The 18,200-nt window shown below is 68.4% G+C and carries 16 protein-coding genes and 1 tRNA gene; 8 read left to right on the top strand and 9 right to left on the bottom strand.

All coding sequences use genetic code 11. From position 1 onward, the window contains the following. Positions 1-59: 59 nt before the first annotated feature. Complete coding sequence (gene hpaI, locus AC1DK4_RS18900) at positions 60-863, top strand: 4-hydroxy-2-oxoheptanedioate aldolase (RefSeq protein ID WP_441620502.1); 804 nt, start codon at positions 60-62, stop codon at positions 861-863. Between the two features lie 123 nt (positions 864-986). Beyond that, positions 987-2,435 carry an FAD-binding oxidoreductase gene (locus AC1DK4_RS18905; protein ID WP_441620504.1) on the top strand — a complete coding sequence of 483 codons (1,449 nt, stop codon included), beginning with the start codon at positions 987-989 and terminating at the stop codon, positions 2,433-2,435. 69 nt (positions 2,436-2,504) lie between these two features. On the opposite strand, the gene AC1DK4_RS18910 is transcribed toward AC1DK4_RS18905, so the two are convergent. Beyond that, positions 2,505-3,308, bottom strand: coding sequence for a 5'-3' exonuclease (locus AC1DK4_RS18910; protein WP_441620505.1), 804 nt, complete (start codon positions 3,306-3,308; stop codon positions 2,505-2,507). 192 nt (positions 3,309-3,500) lie between these two features. On the opposite strand from AC1DK4_RS18910, the gene AC1DK4_RS18915 reads away from it, so the two are divergent. Both AC1DK4_RS18915 and AC1DK4_RS18920 read left to right on the top strand, forming a co-directional pair. Further along, positions 3,501-3,743 carry a hypothetical protein gene (locus AC1DK4_RS18915; protein WP_441620507.1) on the top strand — a complete coding sequence of 81 codons (243 nt, stop codon included), beginning with the start codon at positions 3,501-3,503 and terminating at the stop codon, positions 3,741-3,743. A 325-nt stretch (positions 3,744-4,068) separates the two neighbouring features. Then, positions 4,069-4,144 (top strand) — tRNA-Met (locus AC1DK4_RS18920). An 89-nt stretch (positions 4,145-4,233) separates the two neighbouring features. On the opposite strand, the gene AC1DK4_RS18925 is transcribed toward AC1DK4_RS18920, so the two are convergent. From AC1DK4_RS18925 to AC1DK4_RS18960, 8 genes are all read right to left on the bottom strand, one after another. Further along, positions 4,234-5,403: a xanthine dehydrogenase family Fe-S subunit gene (locus AC1DK4_RS18925; protein ID WP_441620509.1), complete on the bottom strand. Its 1,170-nt coding sequence runs from the start codon at positions 5,401-5,403 to the stop codon at positions 4,234-4,236. Between the two features lie 8 nt (positions 5,404-5,411). After that, complete coding sequence (locus tag AC1DK4_RS18930) at positions 5,412-6,239, bottom strand: FAD binding domain-containing protein (RefSeq protein ID WP_441620511.1); 828 nt, start codon at positions 6,237-6,239, stop codon at positions 5,412-5,414. 2 nt (positions 6,240-6,241) lie between these two features. Then, the gene (locus tag AC1DK4_RS18935; protein WP_477131702.1) at positions 6,242-8,704 is read right to left on the bottom strand and encodes a xanthine dehydrogenase family protein molybdopterin-binding subunit; all 2,463 of its coding nucleotides are present in this window, start codon (positions 8,702-8,704) and stop codon (positions 6,242-6,244) included. Positions 8,705-8,951: 247 nt separating this feature from the next. Next, positions 8,952-9,593 carry an isochorismatase family protein gene (locus AC1DK4_RS18940; protein WP_441620648.1) on the bottom strand — a complete coding sequence of 214 codons (642 nt, stop codon included), beginning with the start codon at positions 9,591-9,593 and terminating at the stop codon, positions 8,952-8,954. A 14-nt stretch (positions 9,594-9,607) separates the two neighbouring features. Continuing rightward, positions 9,608-10,654, bottom strand: a complete 1,047-nt coding sequence (locus tag AC1DK4_RS18945) for a 2,5-dihydroxypyridine 5,6-dioxygenase NicX family protein (RefSeq protein ID WP_441620515.1) — start codon at positions 10,652-10,654, stop codon at positions 9,608-9,610. A gap of 26 nt (positions 10,655-10,680) precedes the next feature. After that, on the bottom strand, positions 10,681-11,526 hold the full coding sequence (locus AC1DK4_RS18950; protein ID WP_441620517.1) for an alpha/beta fold hydrolase: 846 nt from the start codon (positions 11,524-11,526) through the stop codon (positions 10,681-10,683). A 23-nt stretch (positions 11,527-11,549) separates the two neighbouring features. Further along, positions 11,550-12,302 carry a maleate cis-trans isomerase family protein gene (locus AC1DK4_RS18955; RefSeq protein ID WP_441620518.1) on the bottom strand — a complete coding sequence of 251 codons (753 nt, stop codon included), beginning with the start codon at positions 12,300-12,302 and terminating at the stop codon, positions 11,550-11,552. Between the two features lie 38 nt (positions 12,303-12,340). Beyond that, complete coding sequence (locus AC1DK4_RS18960; protein ID WP_441643365.1) at positions 12,341-13,303, bottom strand: amidohydrolase family protein; 963 nt, start codon at positions 13,301-13,303, stop codon at positions 12,341-12,343. 278 nt (positions 13,304-13,581) lie between these two features. Here AC1DK4_RS18960 and AC1DK4_RS18965 point away from each other — a divergent pair, with 278 nt between their 5' ends. The 4 genes from AC1DK4_RS18965 (at position 13,582) to AC1DK4_RS18980 (ending at position 18,142) form a co-directional block, all read left to right on the top strand. Beyond that, positions 13,582-15,186, top strand: coding sequence for an MFS transporter (locus tag AC1DK4_RS18965; protein ID WP_441620522.1), 1,605 nt, complete (start codon positions 13,582-13,584; stop codon positions 15,184-15,186). Positions 15,187-15,372: 186 nt separating this feature from the next. Then, positions 15,373-16,650 (top strand): ABC transporter substrate-binding protein, encoded by a 1,278-nt coding sequence (locus AC1DK4_RS18970; protein ID WP_441620524.1) that lies wholly within the window; start codon positions 15,373-15,375, stop codon positions 16,648-16,650. Next, positions 16,647-17,414, top strand: a complete 768-nt coding sequence (locus AC1DK4_RS18975; RefSeq protein ID WP_441620526.1) for an ABC transporter ATP-binding protein — start codon at positions 16,647-16,649, stop codon at positions 17,412-17,414. The genes AC1DK4_RS18970 and AC1DK4_RS18975 overlap by 4 nt, the downstream gene beginning before the upstream one ends. Then, positions 17,411-18,142 carry an ABC transporter ATP-binding protein gene (locus AC1DK4_RS18980; RefSeq protein WP_441620528.1) on the top strand — a complete coding sequence of 244 codons (732 nt, stop codon included), beginning with the start codon at positions 17,411-17,413 and terminating at the stop codon, positions 18,140-18,142. The genes AC1DK4_RS18975 and AC1DK4_RS18980 overlap by 4 nt, the downstream gene beginning before the upstream one ends. The last annotated feature ends 58 nt before the right edge of the window (positions 18,143-18,200 follow it).

Consider the following 18,200-nt stretch of genomic DNA (forward strand, 5'->3'; position numbering starts at 1 on the left):
GGCGCGCTAAACTTCAGGCCACCCACCGCCRCAACCCGACCAACACCATCCGGAACATCATGCCCGCAAACAACCCCTTCAAGGCCGCGCTCGCGGCCGGCAAGCCCCAGATCGGCCTGTGGCTGTCGATGGCATCGCCCTACCTGGCCGAAGTCTCGGCCACGGCCGGCTTCGACTGGCTGCTGGTCGACGGCGAGCACGCGCCCAACGAGCTGGGCGACATGCTGCATGCGCTGCAGGCGATCGCGCCCTATCCCTCCCAGCCCGTGGTGCGCGCGGTGGCGGGCGAAGTGCCGCTGATCAAGCAGTTGCTCGATATCGGCGCCAAGAGCCTGCTGGTGCCGATGGTGGATACCGCCGAGCAGGCGGCCGCCATGGTGGCTGCCACGCGTTATCCGCCGCAGGGCGTGCGCGGCGTGGGCAGCGCGATCGCCCGGGCCTCGCGCTGGAGCGCGCGCACCGACTACCTGGCGGTGGCCGACGATGAGATCTGCCTGCTGGTGCAGGCCGAGACCGTGACCGCGCTGAAGAACCTGCCAGCCATCTGCGCGGTGGACGGCGTGGACGGCGTGTTCATCGGCCCGGCCGACCTGGCCGCGTCGATGGGCCACCGCGGCAACCCGGGCCATCCCGAGGTGCAGGCCGCCATCGAGGGCGCCATGCGCACCATCGTCGCCAGTGGCAAGGCCGCCGGCACGCTGACCTCCGACACCAGCCTGGCCCGGCGCTACCTGGAGCTGGGCTGCACCTTCGTGGCCACCGGCGTGGACGTGATGCTCTATGCCGGCGCGGCGCGCCGCCTGGCCGCGGAATTCATCGGTTCCGCCGCGGCGCCGGCCGCCGGCCCTTCGGCAGCCTACTGAACGCCGCCCGCCAACCGGCTCATTTCCCGCTCAACCTCCGCTCTCCGCTCTCCTGAGCGCCCGGCCGCGCGCGACACCCGCGCGCGCGCCGCGCCTGCCCTCCTGGCCACGCCACACACCGACATGCCTGCCACCACCCCCGACCACAGCCCCGCAACCACGCTCGAAGCCATGCGCGCCATCGTCGGCGCCGGCGCCTGCCTCAGCGGCGACGCCGACACCGAAGCCTTCGTCACGGACTACCGCCGCCTCTATCGCGGCAAGGCCCAGGTGGTCGTGCTGCCCTCCACCACCGAGCAGGTCAGCGCGGTGATGGCGTGGTGCCACGCGCACGACGTGCCGGTGGTGCCGCAGGGCGGCAACACCTCGCTGATGGGCGGCGCGGTGCCGGACGCCAGCGGCAGCGCCGTGGTGCTCAGCCTGGCGCGCATGAACCGCGTGCTGGCGGTGGACACCGTCAACGACACCATGACCGTGCAGGCCGGCGTGACGCTCAACGCGGCGCGCACCACCGCCGAGCAGGAACAACGCCTGTTTCCGCTGCGCATCGGCTCCGAGGGCTCGTGCCAGATCGGCGGCAACCTGGCCACCAACGCGGGCGGCACCGCCGTGCTGCGCTACGGCAATATGCGCGACCTGGTGCTGGGCATCGAGGCGGTGCTGCCCGATGGCCGCATCTATTCGTCCCTGCGCGGGCTGCGCAAGGACAATACCGGCTACGACCTCAAGCAGCTTTTCATCGGCTCGGAAGGCACCCTCGGCATCATCACGGCCGCCGTGCTCAAGCTGATGCCGCTGCCGCGCGCCAGCGCCGTGGCCCTGGTGGCGGTGACGGACCCGGAGGCCGCGGTGCGGCTGCTGGGCCTGGCCAAGCAGCATGGCGGCCAGGCTGTCACCGCCTTCGAGCTGATCTCCGCGCCGGCGCTCGAGCTGGTGCTGGAATACCTGGGCGACGTGGCCTCGCCGCTGTCCGGCCAACCGGCCTGGATGGTCCTGATCGAGCTGACCTCCGGCGGCAGCAGCGAAAGCCTGGATGCCACCCTGATGGAAATCCTGGAAGCCGGGCTGGAGCAGCAACTGGTGCAGGACGCGGCAGTGGCCGCCAGCGTGGCGGATGCGCAGTCCTTCTGGCGCATCCGCGAGGAAATCTCGGACGCGCAGACCCGCACCGGCGGCAGCATCAAGTGCGATGTCTCGGTGCCGCTGTCGCGCATCGCCGCCTTTATCGGCGAGGCGTCGGCCAGGGTGCTGGCGCTCGAGCCGGCCGCGCGCATGGTGATCTACGGCCATATGGGCGACGGCAACGTGCACTTCAACCCGCTGCGGCCCAGGGACACCAGTGCGGCGGATTTCCTTGGCCGGTGGTATGCGCCCATCACCGAGGCGGTGGACTCGCTGGCGCACGCCGAACATGGCTCGATCTCCGCCGAGCACGGCATCGGCGTGGCCAAGCGCGACGACCTGAAGCGCTACAAGTCGCCGGTGGAGCTGGAGCTGATGTGGCAGGTCAAGCGCGCGCTCGACCCCAAGAACCTGCTCAACCCGGCCAAGATGCTGCCCGCGCTCGACTAGGCGAGGCCGCGGGCACGGCATGCGCAAGGCGTGCGCAGGGCATGCGGGAGCCACGTCGCGGCATCGCCGCTAGGCCTGCTCGGGCAGCCGCAGCATGTTCCATGTGAGCCCGAGCTGCGCATCGGTCCTGAGCGAAAGCAACTGGCGCGACAGGCGCGCGAGATGGGCCTGTTCCGCCAGGTTCTTGCCGATCACGCCCTTCTCCTCGCCCGCGTTGGCAAGCACGCCTTCGAGGTCGCCGTACTGCACCAGGAGCCGGGCGGCGGTCTTGGCGCCGATCTTGCTGATGCCGGGGATATCGTCCGAACTGTCACCCAGCAGGGCAAGATAGTCCGCCAGCTGGTGGCTGGCCACGCCGAACTTGTCCATCACGTAGGTCTCGTCGAACCAGGACCGCTCGCCGTTCTTCGCGGTGGCGAAGTGGTTGCGCACGACGGCGCCGTCGGCGATGAGCTGGAGCACGTCCTTGTCGGTGCTCACGGGAATCGCCGCGCCGTCCTTGGCGGCAATCCAGCGGTAGTAGGCGGTGCCGATGATGTCGTCGGCCTCGTAGCCGTCGATGGCGACGGTCTGCAGGCCCAGCACCTCGGTCAGCGTCAGGCGGAAATCGGGAATCACCTCGGCCAGTTCGGGATCCATGGGCTTGCGGTGCTGGCGGTACTGCGGGTACAGATCGTGGCGCCAGGTCTTGCCGCCGGCGTCGAAGGCAGCCAGCGCATGCGTGGTGCGGCACTCGGTGAGCGCGCGCCGGAACGAGGCCAGCGCCGAGATCACGGCGCCCTCGACCTTGGCCGGGATGTCTTGCGCCGGGTTGGCCTCGTAGACGCGGCGCAGGATGTTCAGGCCGTCGATCAGCAGGAGAGTTTGCGTCATTGTGCTTGTGGTGCATCTTGCGTCAGACCCTCTATTCTGACGTGCCGGGCCGGCGGCGCAACCGCGCCGCGCGGCGCGCAGCCGCGCAGGCCGGCATAAAACAGCGACGGCACCGGCGGGATTGGCGAGAACCCGGGCTTGCGCGCGCGCCTCAGTCCGTCTAGTCTGAGCAAATCCAACCCGCGCCCGGAAATGAACAACAATCACGACACCCGACAGGCAGTAATCGACGCCCTGCAGAAAACGGGCACCCCGATGGATGCATATCAGGTCGCCAAGGCCGCGGGCGTAAGCCCGATCCAGGCCGCGCGCACGCTGACCAAGCTCAGCACCAAGGGCATCGTCCAACCCCAGGATCCGCTCAGCGGGGAAGCCGACCTGTCGGCCCGGTTCACGCTGGCGCCCGTACAGAAGGCGGACGGCAGCACCGGCTAAGTCTGCGTTCCCTGCGCGAGTGGGGATCCTGCGATCCTTTGTGGCCGCTTGTGGCCGCCTATGGCCGCTTGGTGCCTCTTGTGAGCGCCTTGCGGCCCCTGAGCCGGCGGCATTTTGCCTGCGCAGCAGCGGCCGGGCGCTTCCCCGCACGCCTCGACGTTGACCGCGAATGCGGTTTTTCCCACTTCGTACCGCGCAGATGCCGGGCGTTTCGGGATCTTTGCGCGCTGGAACGGCTGAATTCACGCCCCACTCCCACCTGCGACGAAAAAAGAAAATCCAATGAGGACTTTCCATTACGCCCCGATCCGGGTATATTTCGTTTCGCGGGGTGGAGCAGTTGGCAGCTCGTCGGGCTCATAACCCGAAGGTCGCAGGTTCAAGTCCTGCCCCCGCAACCAGATTCCCAAAGCCCGTACGGTTCACCCCGTACGGGCTTTTTGCATTGGGCTTTTTGCCTTGGCCGGCCGCGCCGGCGCGGCCGCCCGCCTCAATCCCCGCCCGCGCCGAACAGGCGCTTCACGCGTTCCCACATCACGCCGAGCATCATGGCCACCGGGTTCATGGTCGCCGCCTTGCTCCGCTCGCTCTCCGAGAGCGACGGATCCATCCTGCGGGTGACGTTCTTGCCGAAGTCCGCCATCATGCGCCGCACGAAATCGCGCACCAGGCCCGAGCGGGAAAACTGCGCGAGCGGGCCCTGCAGGGAGTACTGCAGGTCGATCAGCACCTCGGTCTCGGCCGGCGAGACGGCCTTGAGCACGTAGGTGATGTCGCCGGCCGCCTTGGAGTTGCTCAGCGAGTCCTGGCCGGCGCCCTTGAGCACCCCGCGCCGGTTCTGCTCGTCGCGCTCCAGCCGCGCGGCGCCGTTGAAGCGCGCGGCCATGGGGCCGAACTTGATGGCCACATGGCCCTTGACGCGCTCGCCGTCCTGCTCGGTCAGCGCGGCGCCAGGCAGGCAGCTCGCCACGGCCGGCAAGTCCGCCATGAAGCGCCATACGTCGTCGACCGGGAACGGCACCTTGAAGCCGCCGTCGATGCGCGACCAGCCCTTCTTGTCGGCACTGCGCCCCGACTCTTCCGGGGCCGGGGCCGCACCCGCGGCGACCGCGGCGCCATCGGCGTCCGGCGTGAAACAGGCGAAGCCGCGGGGCGTGCCCCCTGGTGCCGCCTGCGCTGCGTTTGCCGCGGCGGGTGGCTGCCGCTGCGCCAGCACGGAACGGATCGCGGCCACGATGCCCATGTAGCCGGTGCAGCGGCACAGGTTGCCGGACAGCTCGTGGCGGATGGTGGCCTCGTCGGCATGCGGCAGGCGCAGCACGATATCGCGCGCGGTGGCCAGCATGCCGGGCGTGCAGTAGCCGCATTGCAGCGCGTGATGCTGGTTGAAGGCCACGCGCAGTTCGCGCATCACGGGATCTTCGTCATAGCCTTCGATGGTCACCACCTTGCTGCCGGCGCAGCCGGCGGCGAAGGTGATGCAGGAACGCACCGGCTTGTCGTCCACCAGCACGGTGCACGCGCCGCACACGCCGTGCTCGCAGCCGAGGTGGGTGCCGGTAAGGCCCTGGCCGTCGCGCAGGAAGTCGCCCAGGTGGGTACGGTGCGCGCAGGCACCGCTGGCGGCGCGGCCGTTGATGGTCAGTGCAATGGTTTCCACTGCGGCCCTCAGTTGAAAAGTTGTTCGATGCAGCGCGTCGCCGCGGTGCAGTAGAGCTTGCGGTCGATCGCGTCCTTGCCTGGCGTGGCCTGGGCCACGGCGGCAGCGATGGCCTGCGCGTCCAGCGCGGCTGGACCGCGCGTGGCGACCTCGCGCGCCAGCCCGGGCAGCAGCGCGGGCGCGCCGTCGAGCGCGCCGAGCACGATGCGGGCGAAGCGCGCGGAAGGATCGAAATACGCGGCGCAGCTGGCTTCGGCGAACTCGCCGGTCTTGCGGCACAGCTTGTGGTATCCCCAGCGCGCGCCATCGCCCTGGCGCGGCACGTGCACGGCGGCGATGACCTCGCCCTCGCCAAGCGCGGTGGTGTAGGCGCCCAGCATGAACTGCGTCATCGGCACCATGCGTGTGCCGGCCGCGCTGGCCAGCTCGATATCGGCGCCCAGCGCGGTCAGCGCCACCACCCAGTCGGCGGCGGGATCGGCATGGGCAAGGCTGCCGCCGATGGTGCCGCGGTTGCGGATGGCGCGGTAGGCGATGCCGCGCGCCACGGACTGCAGCATGGCGCCGCGCAGCTCGGCGAAGACGCCGTCCTCGATCTGCGCGTGCGTGACCGCCGCGCCGATACGCACACGCTGGCCCTGCGGCCCGACCGTGCGCAGCTCTTCGAGCTTCGACAGGTCATAGATGGTGTCGGGCCGGGTCAGGCGCAGGTTGAGCATGGGGCCCAGCGACTGGCCTCCGCCCATGACCTTGGCGTTGTCGGTGCGCTGCGCCAGTTCGGCGCAGGTGGCGGCCAGCGTGGGGGCCGCGTGATAGGTGAATGCAGCTGCTTTCATGGTCAGGCCGCCTCCCTCGCCGGCACGGGTTGCGGAGATGGCGCGGTTCTGCGCGGCGCCTGCTGCTCCGCGCGCGCCAGCGCTTCGAGCACCTTGCGCGGCGTGAGCGGCGTTTCCAGCAGCTCCACGCCGAACTGGCCAAGGGCATCGTTGACCGCGTTGAAGATGGCGGCCGGCGGCGCGATGGCACCGCCCTCGCCCATGCCCTTGGCGCCGAACTCGGTGTGCGGCGACGGCGTCTCGAAATGATGGATGCGGATCGACGGGATCTCGGTGGGCCCGGGCAGCATGTAGTCGGCCAGCGTGGAGGCCAGCGGCTGGCCGTTGCCGTCGTAGCGCATCTCCTCGAACATCGCGGTGCCGATGCCCTGCGCCACGCCGCCGTAGGTCTGCCCTTCCACCACCATCGGGTTGACCATGGTGCCGCAGTCTTCCACCACCACGTAGTCCAGGATCTCCACGTGGCCGGAGTCGATGTCGACCTCGACCAGCGCGGCGTGCGTGGAGTAGGTGAAGCTGCCGGTATCCACCCCGGGCTTGTAGCCCATGGTGGTTTCCAGCCCGGCGGGGTCCACATCCGCGGGCAGCCGCTGGGGGTTGATGTACCAGGCATTGGCGATCTCGGCGATGGCCACGGCCGCATCGCCGGCCTTCACCGCCCCGCTGCCGAGCGCCGCCTCGTGCTCGGGCTGCTGCAGCATGTGCGCGCCGATCTTGAGCAGGCGCGGCACCAGCGCCTTGCAGGCGCGCGAGACCGCGCCGCCCGACATCACCAGCGAGCGCGAAGCGTAGGTGCCGGTGGAAAACGGCGTGATGCCGGTGTCGCCGTGCACCACCTTGACCCGCGCCACGTCGATGCCGAGGATCTCGTGCGCGATCTGGGCGAAGGTGGTCTCCATGCCCTGCCCGTGCGAATGCACGCCCACGCGCACTTCCAGGCCGCCATCGGGCGTGATACGCACGGTGGCGGAGTCAAAGCCCGGAATCACCGGCGTGCCCCAGGCGGCGAACACCGAGGTGCCGTGCGCCGATTGCTCGGTGTAGGTGCCGAAGCCCACGCCCAGGTAGCGCGCGCCGTCAGGGCCGGCACGCTGGCGCTCGCGCACGCGCGCCAGGCCGATCATTTCCGCGGCCTTGCGCACGCTGGCCGGGTAGTCGCCGCCGTCGAAGTGCTTGTTGGTGACGTTGACGTAGGGCATGGCCTCGGGCTGCACCAGGTTCTCGCAGCGGATCTCCCACGGCTCGCGCCCGACCTCGCGCGCCAGCGCATCCATCAGCAGCTCCATGGCAAAGCACACGCCGGTGCGCGCCACGCCGCGGTAGGGCACGAAGCCCGGCTTGTTGGTGGCGACGCACTCGGTGATGCAGCGGTAGCCGTCGAAGGCATAGGGCCCGGGCAGGTTGCCGATGGCCTGGCCGGGCTCGAGGCCGATGGTGAAGGGCCATACCGAGTAGGCACCGCCGTCGATGGCGATCTTCGCGTCCAGCGCCAGCAGGCGGCCGCGCGCATCGGCATAGGCGGTCACCTCGTAGTGGTGCTCGCGCGAGTTGGCGCCGGCGGTCAGGTGCTCGCGGCGGTCCTCGATAAAGCGGAAGGGCTTGCGGTAGGTCATGGCCAGCCAGGCGATGCACAGCTCTTCCTGCTGCAACACGCACTTGTAGCCGAAGGCGCCACCCACGTCGGGCGAGATCACGCGCACCTTTTCCTGCTCGAGCCCGAGGCAATGGCTCAGCACGGTGCGGATCATGTGCGGCACCTGGGTGGCGCTGTAGACGATGAGCTGGTCGAACTGGTGGTCCCAGTAGGCCAGCACGGCCTTGCCTTCCATCGGCACCATGCACTGGCGCGCCAGGTCGATCTTGCGGCTGACCACCACCGTGGCGGTGCGGCTCAGCGCGTCGAAGTTCTTGTCGGCGCTGAGGGTGAGGAAGTGGTTGTCCTTCCAGTGTTCGTGCACGCGCGCGRTGGCGCTGSCCTGSCGSGCGCCTTCSACRTCGGTSAGCGCCGGCAGTTCGTCCAGCTCSGCGACGATGGCCTCGGCGATGTCCTCGGCCTCGGCGCGCGTGGGCGCGAAGGCCATCGCCACCGGCTCGCCGACGAAGCGCACCTTGCCGGCCGCCAGCGGCGGCTGCGCGGAGGGCTGGTACGACGGGAAAGCAGAGTCCGCCACGATATCGCGCGCGCCCTGCATGTCTTCGCGCACGATCACGGATGCCTCCATGCCCTGCGGCTTGCGCACCGAGAGCAGGCGCGCATGCGCCATCGGGCTGCGCAGGAAGGCCACTTCCTGCAGGCCCGGCATGGCGATATCGGCCACGAAGCGGCCCTTGCCGTGCAGGTGGCGCGCATCTTCCTTGCGCGCCACGCGCGCGCCGACGCCTTGCCCGCCGCGGCCACCGTGATCGCCGTGATCGCTGTGATCACCGCCGCCGCCCTGGCTGGCGTGCGCTCCTTGCTTGTCCATGTCGTCTTTGTCCATACATTATTCAGTCCGGCATTGCCGCCTGGGTGGCCGCCGGGGCTGTTTGTGGGGTTCGTGGATCGCGACCAGGCCGGGAAACCGGAAGAAGCCTGATGCGGCCTCCAAAGGAGGCCTCCAAAGCAATTTCCGTACGCCCCGCAGCGCACATATTCAGTGCACTGAACTTATCGCCAGATTGGCGAAGCGTGCGGCACGCGTCAATCGGGACTTCAGCCGATCCCGCCGCCGCTCACAGCGCGGCCAGTGCGGCCAGCGCCTGTTCGCGCGGCATCACTGCCGCGTACTTCTGCTCCATATCGAACAGGTTGGCCTCGTGCGGCTGCAGGGCGCGGTCGCCCACGCAATCCGACACCACCAGCGGACGGAAGCCGTGCGACATGGCATCCACCACGCTGGCGCGCACGCAGCCGCTGGTCACCGCGCCGGCCACCAGCAAGGTGCGCACGCCGCGCTGCGTCAGCCACGCCGCCAGCCCGGTGCCGAAGAAGGCGGACGGCACGGTCTTGCGCACCACCAGCTCGCCCGCGCGCGGCGCGAGCTGCGGCACGATGGCGCTGGCCGGCGCATGCTCCTTGAGCGTGAGCATGCCGGGCACCTTGAGCGTGAAGATATTGTGGTCGCCGTCGTCGTCGGCAAAGACGATGCGGCTGTGCGCCACGGCCCAGCCCTGCGCGCGCGCCGCCGCCAGCAGCGGCACCGTATTGGCGATCGCCGCAGCGATGTTGCCGCCGCCGAACACGGCCGGATCGGCAAAGCCGTTGACGAAGTCGACGATCAGCAGGCCCACGGGCGCCTGCAACGGCAGTTGCGTGCCGAAGCCCTGGCGCGCGTAGGTGGGGAGTTCGCTGTGCGCGGTGGTGCTTGCAGTCATTACAGTCATTGCGGTCATTGCGATGTCCATCCGTCCAATACCTTGCCTTGCCTGACCACTTCCTCGCCGTCCAGGCGCACGGTGCAATGGCGCAGCGGGATATCGATATGGCAGGCGGTGGTGCGGCTGCCGCCGGCTTCGTTGTTGGGGCCGAGCGAGAACAGGAAATTGCCCTCGTAGGCGCGCGCGTCCATGCCGATGGAGGCCTCGCGGTCATACAGGCCGAGCGTGGACCAGCGTGCGCGCGGCTGCAGGCCCCAGCCGATATGCGCGATGGCATAGGCCTGCGGATCGTTGAACGAGGCCATGTAGTCGTTGAGCAGCTCGGCGTCCAGGCCACCCTCGATGCGCGTGGCGAAGCCGTTCTCCACGGTCAGCTCCACGCGGTCCGCCACATAGCCCTTCTGCGGCAGCAGGATGTCGCCGCGGTCGAGCACGATGCGGCCGCTGGCGCCGCCTTCGTCGGGCCAGGTCAGCACGAAGCCGCTGGGCCAGTGGTCCCAGCGCCCGGGCTCATCGACGAAACCATACTCGCTGATGACGGGGAACTCACCGAGCGGGCAGCGCAGATCGGTGCCGGCGGCGGAGGTCACATGCATCTCCCTCGCGCGCGACAGGCGCGCGTTGGCGCTGGCCACGCGCTCGCGGTCGGCCTCGGTGGGCACCATGCGCACCAGCACTTCGGGCGGCTCCACGGCCAGCAGTATCTTGGTGCCGGTCTTGAGGATGTCGTGCTGCTCGGGCGAGAACAGCAGCGTCATCAGGTCCAGCACCAGGTCGCTCTCCTTGAGCGCGGCGATGGCGGCGCGGTTGCCGGTGAGCGCCGTGGTGCCAAGGTAAGCCAGCGGATCGCGGCTCAGGGCCTTGTCGCCGTTGACCGGCGGCAGGTCGAGCCGGTTGACGATGGCGCCCATGGCCTGCGTGGCGACCAGCGCGCACGACAGCGTTTGCGGATGCGTGGCCGCGCTGGTGAGGATGGTGACGGTCTGCCCGGCTTCGAGGCGGGACAGCGTGAGGACCTGTTTCCAGGCCTGGATAAGGGCGTGATCGCTGACTGGCATGTTCGTTCTCTGCGGTTGGGGGCGGCTCAGGCTGCGGCAGCGCTTGGGGAGCCAAGCCCGGCGCCAAGGAAATCGCCGAGTGCGCCGTAGAAGCCTTCCTCGTCGTCCCACGGGATCATGTGGCCTGCGCCGGGCACATGGCTGGTCTGCAGCGCCGGCAGCAGCGCGCGCAGCTCCGCGATATCGCCCGGGCGGACCACGTCGCCGCGCCCCGCCGTCATCAGCAGCGTCGGGACCGCGATGCGCGGCACATCGGCGTGGATATCGTCGATATGGAAGCCCTGGAAGCTGGCGAGCACCGCGCGCTCGTCGCAGGTGTGCAGCCATTCGGCGCGCAGCGCGAGCTGCGCTTCGGTCCAGGTGGGGCAGAAGCGACGCATGGTGTGCGCATCCACGCCGTGGCGCGCCACCGCCATCGAATCCACGTACCAGGCCAGTTGCGCGGGATACTCGCGGCGGCCCGGGCCGGACACCGGCGGGTCCACCATCACCAGGCGCGCCAGCGCAGCCGGCCGGCTGCGCGCGGCGCGGATGCCGATGCGCGCGCCCATGGAGTGGCCCAGCACGCTGTAGCGCTGCAAACCGAGTGCTTCGGCAAAGGCCAGCAGGTCGGCCGCCTGCGCATCGAGGCTGTAGTCGAGCGTATCGCCCGCGGACGACAGGCCGCGGCCGCGCACGTCGAGGGCGTAGGTATCGAACTGTTCGCCCAGGCGCTCGCCGACAAAGCCCCAGGTGATGGCCGGGCTGGTGATGCCCGGCACCACGATCACCGGGTCGCGCCGTGCGCGCGCGCCGTCGCTGCCACCGTAGCGCAGGTAGTGCTGGCGGATGCCATTGGCTTGGACATTGCCGCCGCAGACAAGATTGGTCATCGCTTGGCTCCCTGTGCCCGCGCTCAATACGCGCCGGACAGCAGCGCGCCCGCGCCGGGCACCACCGGCTCCAGGTCGAGCGACCTGAGCATGGCGTAGGTGGTGGCAATGGCGGCGGTGATCACCGGCTTGCCGGTCATGGCTTCCACCCTGGCCACGGCCGGCAGCGACGGCATCTGCACGCAGGCGGACAGCACGATGGCATCCACGTCCTTCGTGTTCATCTGCGCGACGATGCCCGGCAGCTTCGCGGGATCATGGCGGCCCACTTCGAGGTTGTCGGGAATTTCCAGCGCGCGCCAGTCCACCACCTCGTAGCCTTCGTTGCGGATGTAGTCCACCACCAGTTCCGTGAGCGGCTTCATGTACGGCGCCACCAGCGCGATGCGCTTCGCGCCGATCACCTTGAGCGCATCGACCAGCGCGCCGGCGCTGGTGATCACCGGGGCATCGGCGCCGTTGGCCGCGGTATGGGCCTGCAGGCGCTTCTCCGAGACGCGGTGATAGCCGTGTCCCATCGCCATGATCGCCACCAGGCAGGCATAGCCCAGCACATCGACGCGCGCATCGCTGAGCTCGACCGCGCAGCGGTCGGACTCGGCATCCATCGCCGCCAGCTCCTCCTTGACCACCTTCTTCATGCGCATGCGGCTGGAGTGAAACGTGAACCGCTCGGGCCGCACCAGCTGGCGCGCGGTCAGCATGGCGGGGATCTCGGTTTCCATCGTGGTGTTGGAACTCGGCACGATCTGGCCGATCCGGAAAGTCTTTTGCACGGGGGCGCTCCGTTATGAAAAGGAAGGGAAGTCGGTGTTCAAAGCTTGAGCAGGCGCTCGGCGTTGCCGTGGCAGACCAGCCGGCGGGTCGCTTCGTCCATCGGTGCCTGCTCGATGAAATCGGCTGCGATGGCGGTGGATTCGTAGGGATAGTCGACCGAGAACAGCACGGCGTCGGCGCCCATCTCGCCGATGGCGCCGGCCAGCGCGGCCGGCGAGCACACGCCGGAAGTGGTGATGACGATATTGCTGCCGATGTATTCGGAAGGCGCGCGCGCCAGCCTGATGCCGTGCGAGTAGACGGCGAAGCGGCTGTCGAAGCGCCAGCGCTGGTACGGCAGACCCTCGCCCATGTGGCCGAGGATGATCTTCAGGCGCGGGAAGCGGTCGAACACGCCGCCGAACAGCAGGCGCAGCGCATGGCCCGCGGTTTCCACGCCCCAGCCCCAGGACGCACCGGCCATCTCGGGATGGCCCGAGTACACGTGCGGCGCCACGTAGGCATCGGTGGGGTGGAGGTACATGGGTACGTCGAGCGCCTGCATGCGTTCCCAGAAGGCGTCGTAGGCGGGGTCGTCGTAGTAGACCCCCTGCGTGTGGCCGTTGACCAGCGAGCCCTTGAAGCCGAGCTGCGTGACCGCGCGTTCCAGCTCTTGCGCGGCCTTGCGCGGATCGTGCATGGGCAGCGCGGCGAAGCCGGCGAAACGGGTGGGATGGCGCGCGATCTGCGCCGCCAGGAAATCGTTGCTCTCTTGCGCGCGGCGCACCGCGGCGGCGTGGTCGGCTTCGGCCTGCACGCCCGGGCCGGTCTGCGAAAGCACGGTGATATCGATGCCGGCGCGGTCCATCTCGCCGATGCGGATATCGTCGAAATCGGCCAGGCGCCTGGCAAGGTCGGCCATGACTGCGGCATCGATATGCTGGAGATAGCCCTTCGAATAGGCCTGGAAATCCGGCGTCATGAAGTGTTCTTCGAGGGCGATCTTGCGGATTCTCGTCATGCTGGGACGGCTCCTGAGGGTGGTGGGGGCGGGCATGCGCAAGGCCTGTGACATCGCAGCGAAGGCGTCTTTCACGGGCTTTCCGCTTAATTGATCAGTATGCTGAGTATTTTTAGCATAGCAACCGCGATATCGAATGTCCAGACCGTGACGGCGAGGGGTTAACCCTCATAACACTCACAAATTCTGATCAGTACACTGATCGAAATTAATCAGCATGCTGACAGTGTAGAGCAAAGCACGACAGCACGGCTGCGACGCCCCCGGAGAGTACGACCATGACAGCAAGCCTCACCAGCGACGGCACCGCCGCGCGCACGCAAGGCATGACCCGGGAGGAGCGCAAGGTGATCCTTGCGTCCTCCTTCGGGGCCTTGATGGAGTGGTACGACTTCTACATCTACGCCGCGCTCGCGGTCTATTTCGGCGCACTGTTCTTCCCGCCCGGCAACGAGACCGCTGCCTTCCTCGCCAGCCTGGCCACCTTCGGCGCGGGCTTCCTGGTGCGACCCGTGGGCGCCCTGCTGTTCGGCCGCCTGGGCGACCTGATCGGGCGCAAGTACACCTTCCTGGTCACCATCCTGCTGATGGGCATTGCCACGGTCGGCGTGGGCCTGCTGCCCACCTACGGGCACATCGGCATCACCGCCACCATCCTGCTGGTGTCCCTGCGGCTGCTGCAGGGCCTGGCACTGGGCGGCGAGGTGGGTGGCGCGGTCACCTACGTGGCGGAGCACTCGCCGATGGAAAAGCGCGGGCTCTACACCAGCTCGCTGCAGACCACGGCCACGCTCGGCCTGCTCTCTTCGCTGCTGGTGGTGTACCTGCTCAAGACCTTCCTGAGCGAGGCGCAGTTCCGCGAATGGGGGTGGCGCCTGCCCTTCCTGGTGTCCTTCGTCATGCTGGTGGTGTCGGTCTACATCCGCGGCAAGCTGCACGAATCGCCGATCTTCGCGCGCATGAAGGCCGGCAACAACACCTCGAAATCGCCCATCCTCGACAGCTTCACCAACTGGGCGAACCTGAAGTACGTGCTGTTGCTGTTCGTGGTGTCGGCCGGGCTTGGCGCCATCTTCGGCACCGGGCATTTCTACACCATGTTCTTCGTCAACAAGACGCTGCATGTGCCGCTGGAGCTGGTACACATGCTGATCGGCATCGCGCTGGTGGTCGCCACGCCCTGCTACCTGTTCTTCGGCTGGCTGTCGGACCGGATCGGCCGCAAGCACATCATGATGGCCGCCTGCCTGCTGGCCGCCCTGGGCACCCAGCCCATCTTCAAGGGACTGACGCACTATGCCAACCCGGCGCTGGAGCAGTTCCAGCAGCGCAACGCCGTGCAGCTGCGCGCCGGCGACTGCCATTTCCGCCTGTTCGCCGAGCCGGTGTCGGCCTGCGACAAGGTCAAGGGCTACCTGACCGATCTCGGCGTGGGCTACGAGTTCACGCAGGACGACGCTCGGCCGGCGCCCGAACTGCGGGTCGGAGGCCAGGTCCTGCAGGACTTCGACAGGGCCGCCATCAAGCAGGCCCTGGTGGCGGCCGGCTGGCCGGAGCGCGCCGACCCGGCCGCCATCAACCGGCCGATGTTGTTCCTGCTGCTGCTGATCCCCATCCTGTTCCTCGCCATGGTGTACGGGCCGCTGGCGGCCTTCATGGTGGAACTGTTCCCGGCCCGCATCCGCTACACCTCGTTGTCGCTGCCCTTCCACCTCGGCGCCGGCTGGGTGGGCGGCATGCTCTCCTTCGTGGTGACGGCGATGAATGTATCCAGCGGCAATGTCTACTTCGGCCTGTGGTATCCGGTCTCGATCGCGGCACTGGCTTTCGTGATCGGCATGCTGTTCGTGCCGGAAACCCGCGGGCGCGACCTGGATACCTGAAGCGCGGCCAAGGCCCGAAACCGATTCACGACCCGCGCCGCATGGCCCGGAATTTGCTCAGTACACTGCATTATTAATCAGCATGCTGATCGATGCACCAAGGCAAGGCCCGCAGCGCGGGCCGCGCAGGAAAACGGTGCGGGACAGCATGCCCACCTTCCCTTGAAACCTGTCTGGAGCGCCCCCATGAAGCCCATGAAGTCTCTGCATGCAGCATCCCGCCTCACCGTGATTCCCGCCCTGCTGCCGGCCCTGGTCGGGCTGTTGTGCAGCACCGCCGCGTGGGCCGACGCCAACGGCGTCAAGGTGGGTGTAATCACCGACATGTCCGGCTCCTACGCCGACCTCTCCGGCCGCGGCTCGGTGCTGGCCGCGCAGATGGCGGTGGACGAGTTCGGCGGCAAGGCACTTGGCAAGCCGGTCACGGTGTTGTCGGGCGACCACCAGAACAAGGCCGACATCGCCTCGTCGCTGGCGCGGCGCTGGTTCGACACCGACGGCGTGGACATGGTGATCGATTTCCCCAATTCCTCCACCGCGCTGGCGGTGCAGGAGATCGCCAAGCAGAAGCAGAAGATCAACATCGTCTCCACCGGCGGCGCCATGGCGCTGACCAACCAGAACTGCTCGCCCACCGGCTTCCACTGGGGCTGGGACACGTATTCGGTGTCGGCGCCGCTGGTCAAGCGCCTGATCGAGCAGGGCAAGGGCACCTGGTACTACATCACCGTGGACTACGCGCTGGGACAGTCGCTGGAGTCGGACTTCCGCAAGGAGGTGGACGCCAGCGGCGGCAAGAACGTGGGCAGCACCAAGCACCCGCTCAACGCCAGCGATTTCAGCAGCCCCATCGTGGCGGCTTCCGCCTCCAAGGCCAAGGTGGTGGTGCTGGCCAACGCCGGCAACGACATGATCAACGGCGTCAAGGCGGCCGGCGAATTCGGCCTGATCAAGGGCGGGCAGACCGTGATCACGCCGTCCACCTTCATCACCGACCTCAAGAGCCTCGGCCCCAGCGTGGCGCAGGGGCTGACCTACGTGGACCCGTTCAAGACCGACCTGGACGCCAGGTCGAAAGCCTTCGTCGAGCGCTTCTACGCCAAGCACAAGGCCTACCCCACGCACGGCCAGATCGGCGTCTACTCGGGCGTGCTGCACTACCTGAAGGCGGTCGAGGCAGCCAAGACCGTGGACGGCCCGGCGGTGGCGGAGAAGATGCGCGCGCTCGCCGTCAACGACGACTTCGTGCATGGCGGCAAGGTGCGCGCCGACGGCCGCATGGTGCACGACATGTACCTGGCGCAGGCCAAGTCGCCGGCCGAATCCAAGGGCCCGTGGGACCTGGTCAAGTACATCGGCACCATCCCGGGCGACTCGGCCTTCCGCCCGCTGTCCGCAAGCGAGTGCCCGCTGTTGAAGAAGGGCATGGAGGCACGCAACGACAAGAGCAAGGATCCTGCATGAGCCAGTCCGACGTGATCCTGGAAACGCGCGGGCTGACCAAGGAGTTCAAGGGCTTCACCGCGGTCAGCCAGGTGAACCTGCGCGTGCGGCGCGGCGCCATCCATGCCCTGATCGGGCCCAATGGCGCCGGCAAGACCACCTGCTTCAACCTGCTGACCAAGTTCCATGCGCCGTCCGCCGGCGCGATCCTGTTCAACGGCGCGGACATCACGCGCGAGCGGCCGGCGCAGGTTGCCCGCCAGGGCGTGATCCGCTCGTTCCAGATCTCCGCGGTGTTTGCGCAGCTCACGGTGATGGAGAACGTGCGCGTGGCCTTGCAGCGCAAGCTGGGCACGACCTACCACTTCTGGAAGAGCAAGCGCGCGCTGGACGAACTCAACGAGCGCGCGCTGGCCCTGCTGCGCGCGGTCGGCCTGGAGAGCTTCGCCGCCCTGCCCACCGCCGAGCTGGCCTACGGCCGCAAGCGCGCGCTGGAGATCGCCACCACCCTGGCCATGGACCCCGAACTCATGCTCCTCGACGAGCCCACCCAGGGCATGGGCCACGAAGACGTGGAAACCGTGACCGCCCTGATCAAGCAGGTGTCCGCCGGACGCACGGTGCTGATGGTCGAGCACAATATGAACGTGGTGTCCTCCATCGCGGACCGCATCACGGTGCTCCAGCGTGGCGCCATCCTGGCCGAAGGCTCGTACGACGAAATGACGCGCAACCCGCAGGTGATGGAGGCCTACATGGGCACGACGGCGGAGACGGTGCAATGAGCCGCCCCACCCCCGCCCTCGACATCAAGGACCTGCACGCCTGGTACGGTGAATCGCACATCCTGCACGGCGTGGACCTCACCGTCCAGCCGGGCGAGGTGGTCACCGTGCTGGGGCGCAACGGCGCCGGGCGCACCACCACCATGCGCGCCATCATGGGACTGGTCGGCGCGCGCAAAGGCTCGGTGCGCGTCAACGGCACCGAGACCATCGGCATGAAGACGCACCGTATCGCGCCGCTGGGCCTTGGCTACTGCCCGGAGGAGCGCGCCATCTTCTCCAGCCTGTCTTGCGAGGAGAACCTGCTGCTGCCGCCCGTTTTCAAGGAGACCGGCGCGGCCGGCGGCCGCGAGCCGATGCCGCTGGACGAGATCTACGCCATGTTCCCCAACCTGTGGGAGCGCCGCAAGAGCCAGGGCACGCGCATGTCCGGCGGCGAGCAGCAGATGCTGGCGGTGGCCCGCATCCTGCGCACGCGCGCCAGCGTGCTGCTGCTCGACGAGATCTCGGAAGGCCTTGCGCCGGTCATCGTGCAGACGCTGGCGCGGATGATCACCACGCTCAGGAAGCGCGGCTACACCATCGTGATGGTGGAGCAGAACTTCCGCTTCGCGGCGCCGCTCGCGGACCGCTTCTACGTGATGGAGCACGGGCGCATGGTGGAGTCCTTCGATGCCGCGGCGCTCGAACGCAAGATGCCCACGCTCAACGCCCTGCTCGGCGTGTAAGGCGGCCCGCTTCAACGGCGGCGGCGCCCGCGCGCCGCCTCGCCCTCCCCGATACAAG

This window comes from Cupriavidus sp. 05N38 (assembly GCF_056397345.1).

Coding starts and splice junctions, on each gene's coding strand:
- hpaI (WP_441620502.1), top strand. CDS start 60: ATGCCCGCAAACAACCCCTTCAAGGCCGCGCTCGCGGCCGGCAAGCCC.
- AC1DK4_RS18905 (WP_441620504.1), top strand. CDS start 987: ATGCCTGCCACCACCCCCGACCACAGCCCCGCAACCACGCTCGAAGCC.
- AC1DK4_RS18910 (WP_441620505.1), bottom strand. CDS start 3,308: ATGACGCAAACTCTCCTGCTGATCGACGGCCTGAACATCCTGCGCCGC.
- AC1DK4_RS18915 (WP_441620507.1), top strand. CDS start 3,501: ATGAACAACAATCACGACACCCGACAGGCAGTAATCGACGCCCTGCAG.
- AC1DK4_RS18930 (WP_441620511.1), bottom strand. CDS start 6,239: ATGAAAGCAGCTGCATTCACCTATCACGCGGCCCCCACGCTGGCCGCC.
- AC1DK4_RS18940 (WP_441620648.1), bottom strand. CDS start 9,593: ATGACTGCAAGCACCACCGCGCACAGCGAACTCCCCACCTACGCGCGC.
- AC1DK4_RS18945 (WP_441620515.1), bottom strand. CDS start 10,654: ATGCCAGTCAGCGATCACGCCCTTATCCAGGCCTGGAAACAGGTCCTC.
- AC1DK4_RS18950 (WP_441620517.1), bottom strand. CDS start 11,526: ATGACCAATCTTGTCTGCGGCGGCAATGTCCAAGCCAATGGCATCCGC.
- AC1DK4_RS18960 (WP_441643365.1), bottom strand. CDS start 13,303: ATGACGAGAATCCGCAAGATCGCCCTCGAAGAACACTTCATGACGCCG.
- AC1DK4_RS18965 (WP_441620522.1), top strand. CDS start 13,582: ATGACAGCAAGCCTCACCAGCGACGGCACCGCCGCGCGCACGCAAGGC.
- AC1DK4_RS18970 (WP_441620524.1), top strand. CDS start 15,373: ATGAAGCCCATGAAGTCTCTGCATGCAGCATCCCGCCTCACCGTGATT.
- AC1DK4_RS18975 (WP_441620526.1), top strand. CDS start 16,647: ATGAGCCAGTCCGACGTGATCCTGGAAACGCGCGGGCTGACCAAGGAG.
- AC1DK4_RS18980 (WP_441620528.1), top strand. CDS start 17,411: ATGAGCCGCCCCACCCCCGCCCTCGACATCAAGGACCTGCACGCCTGG.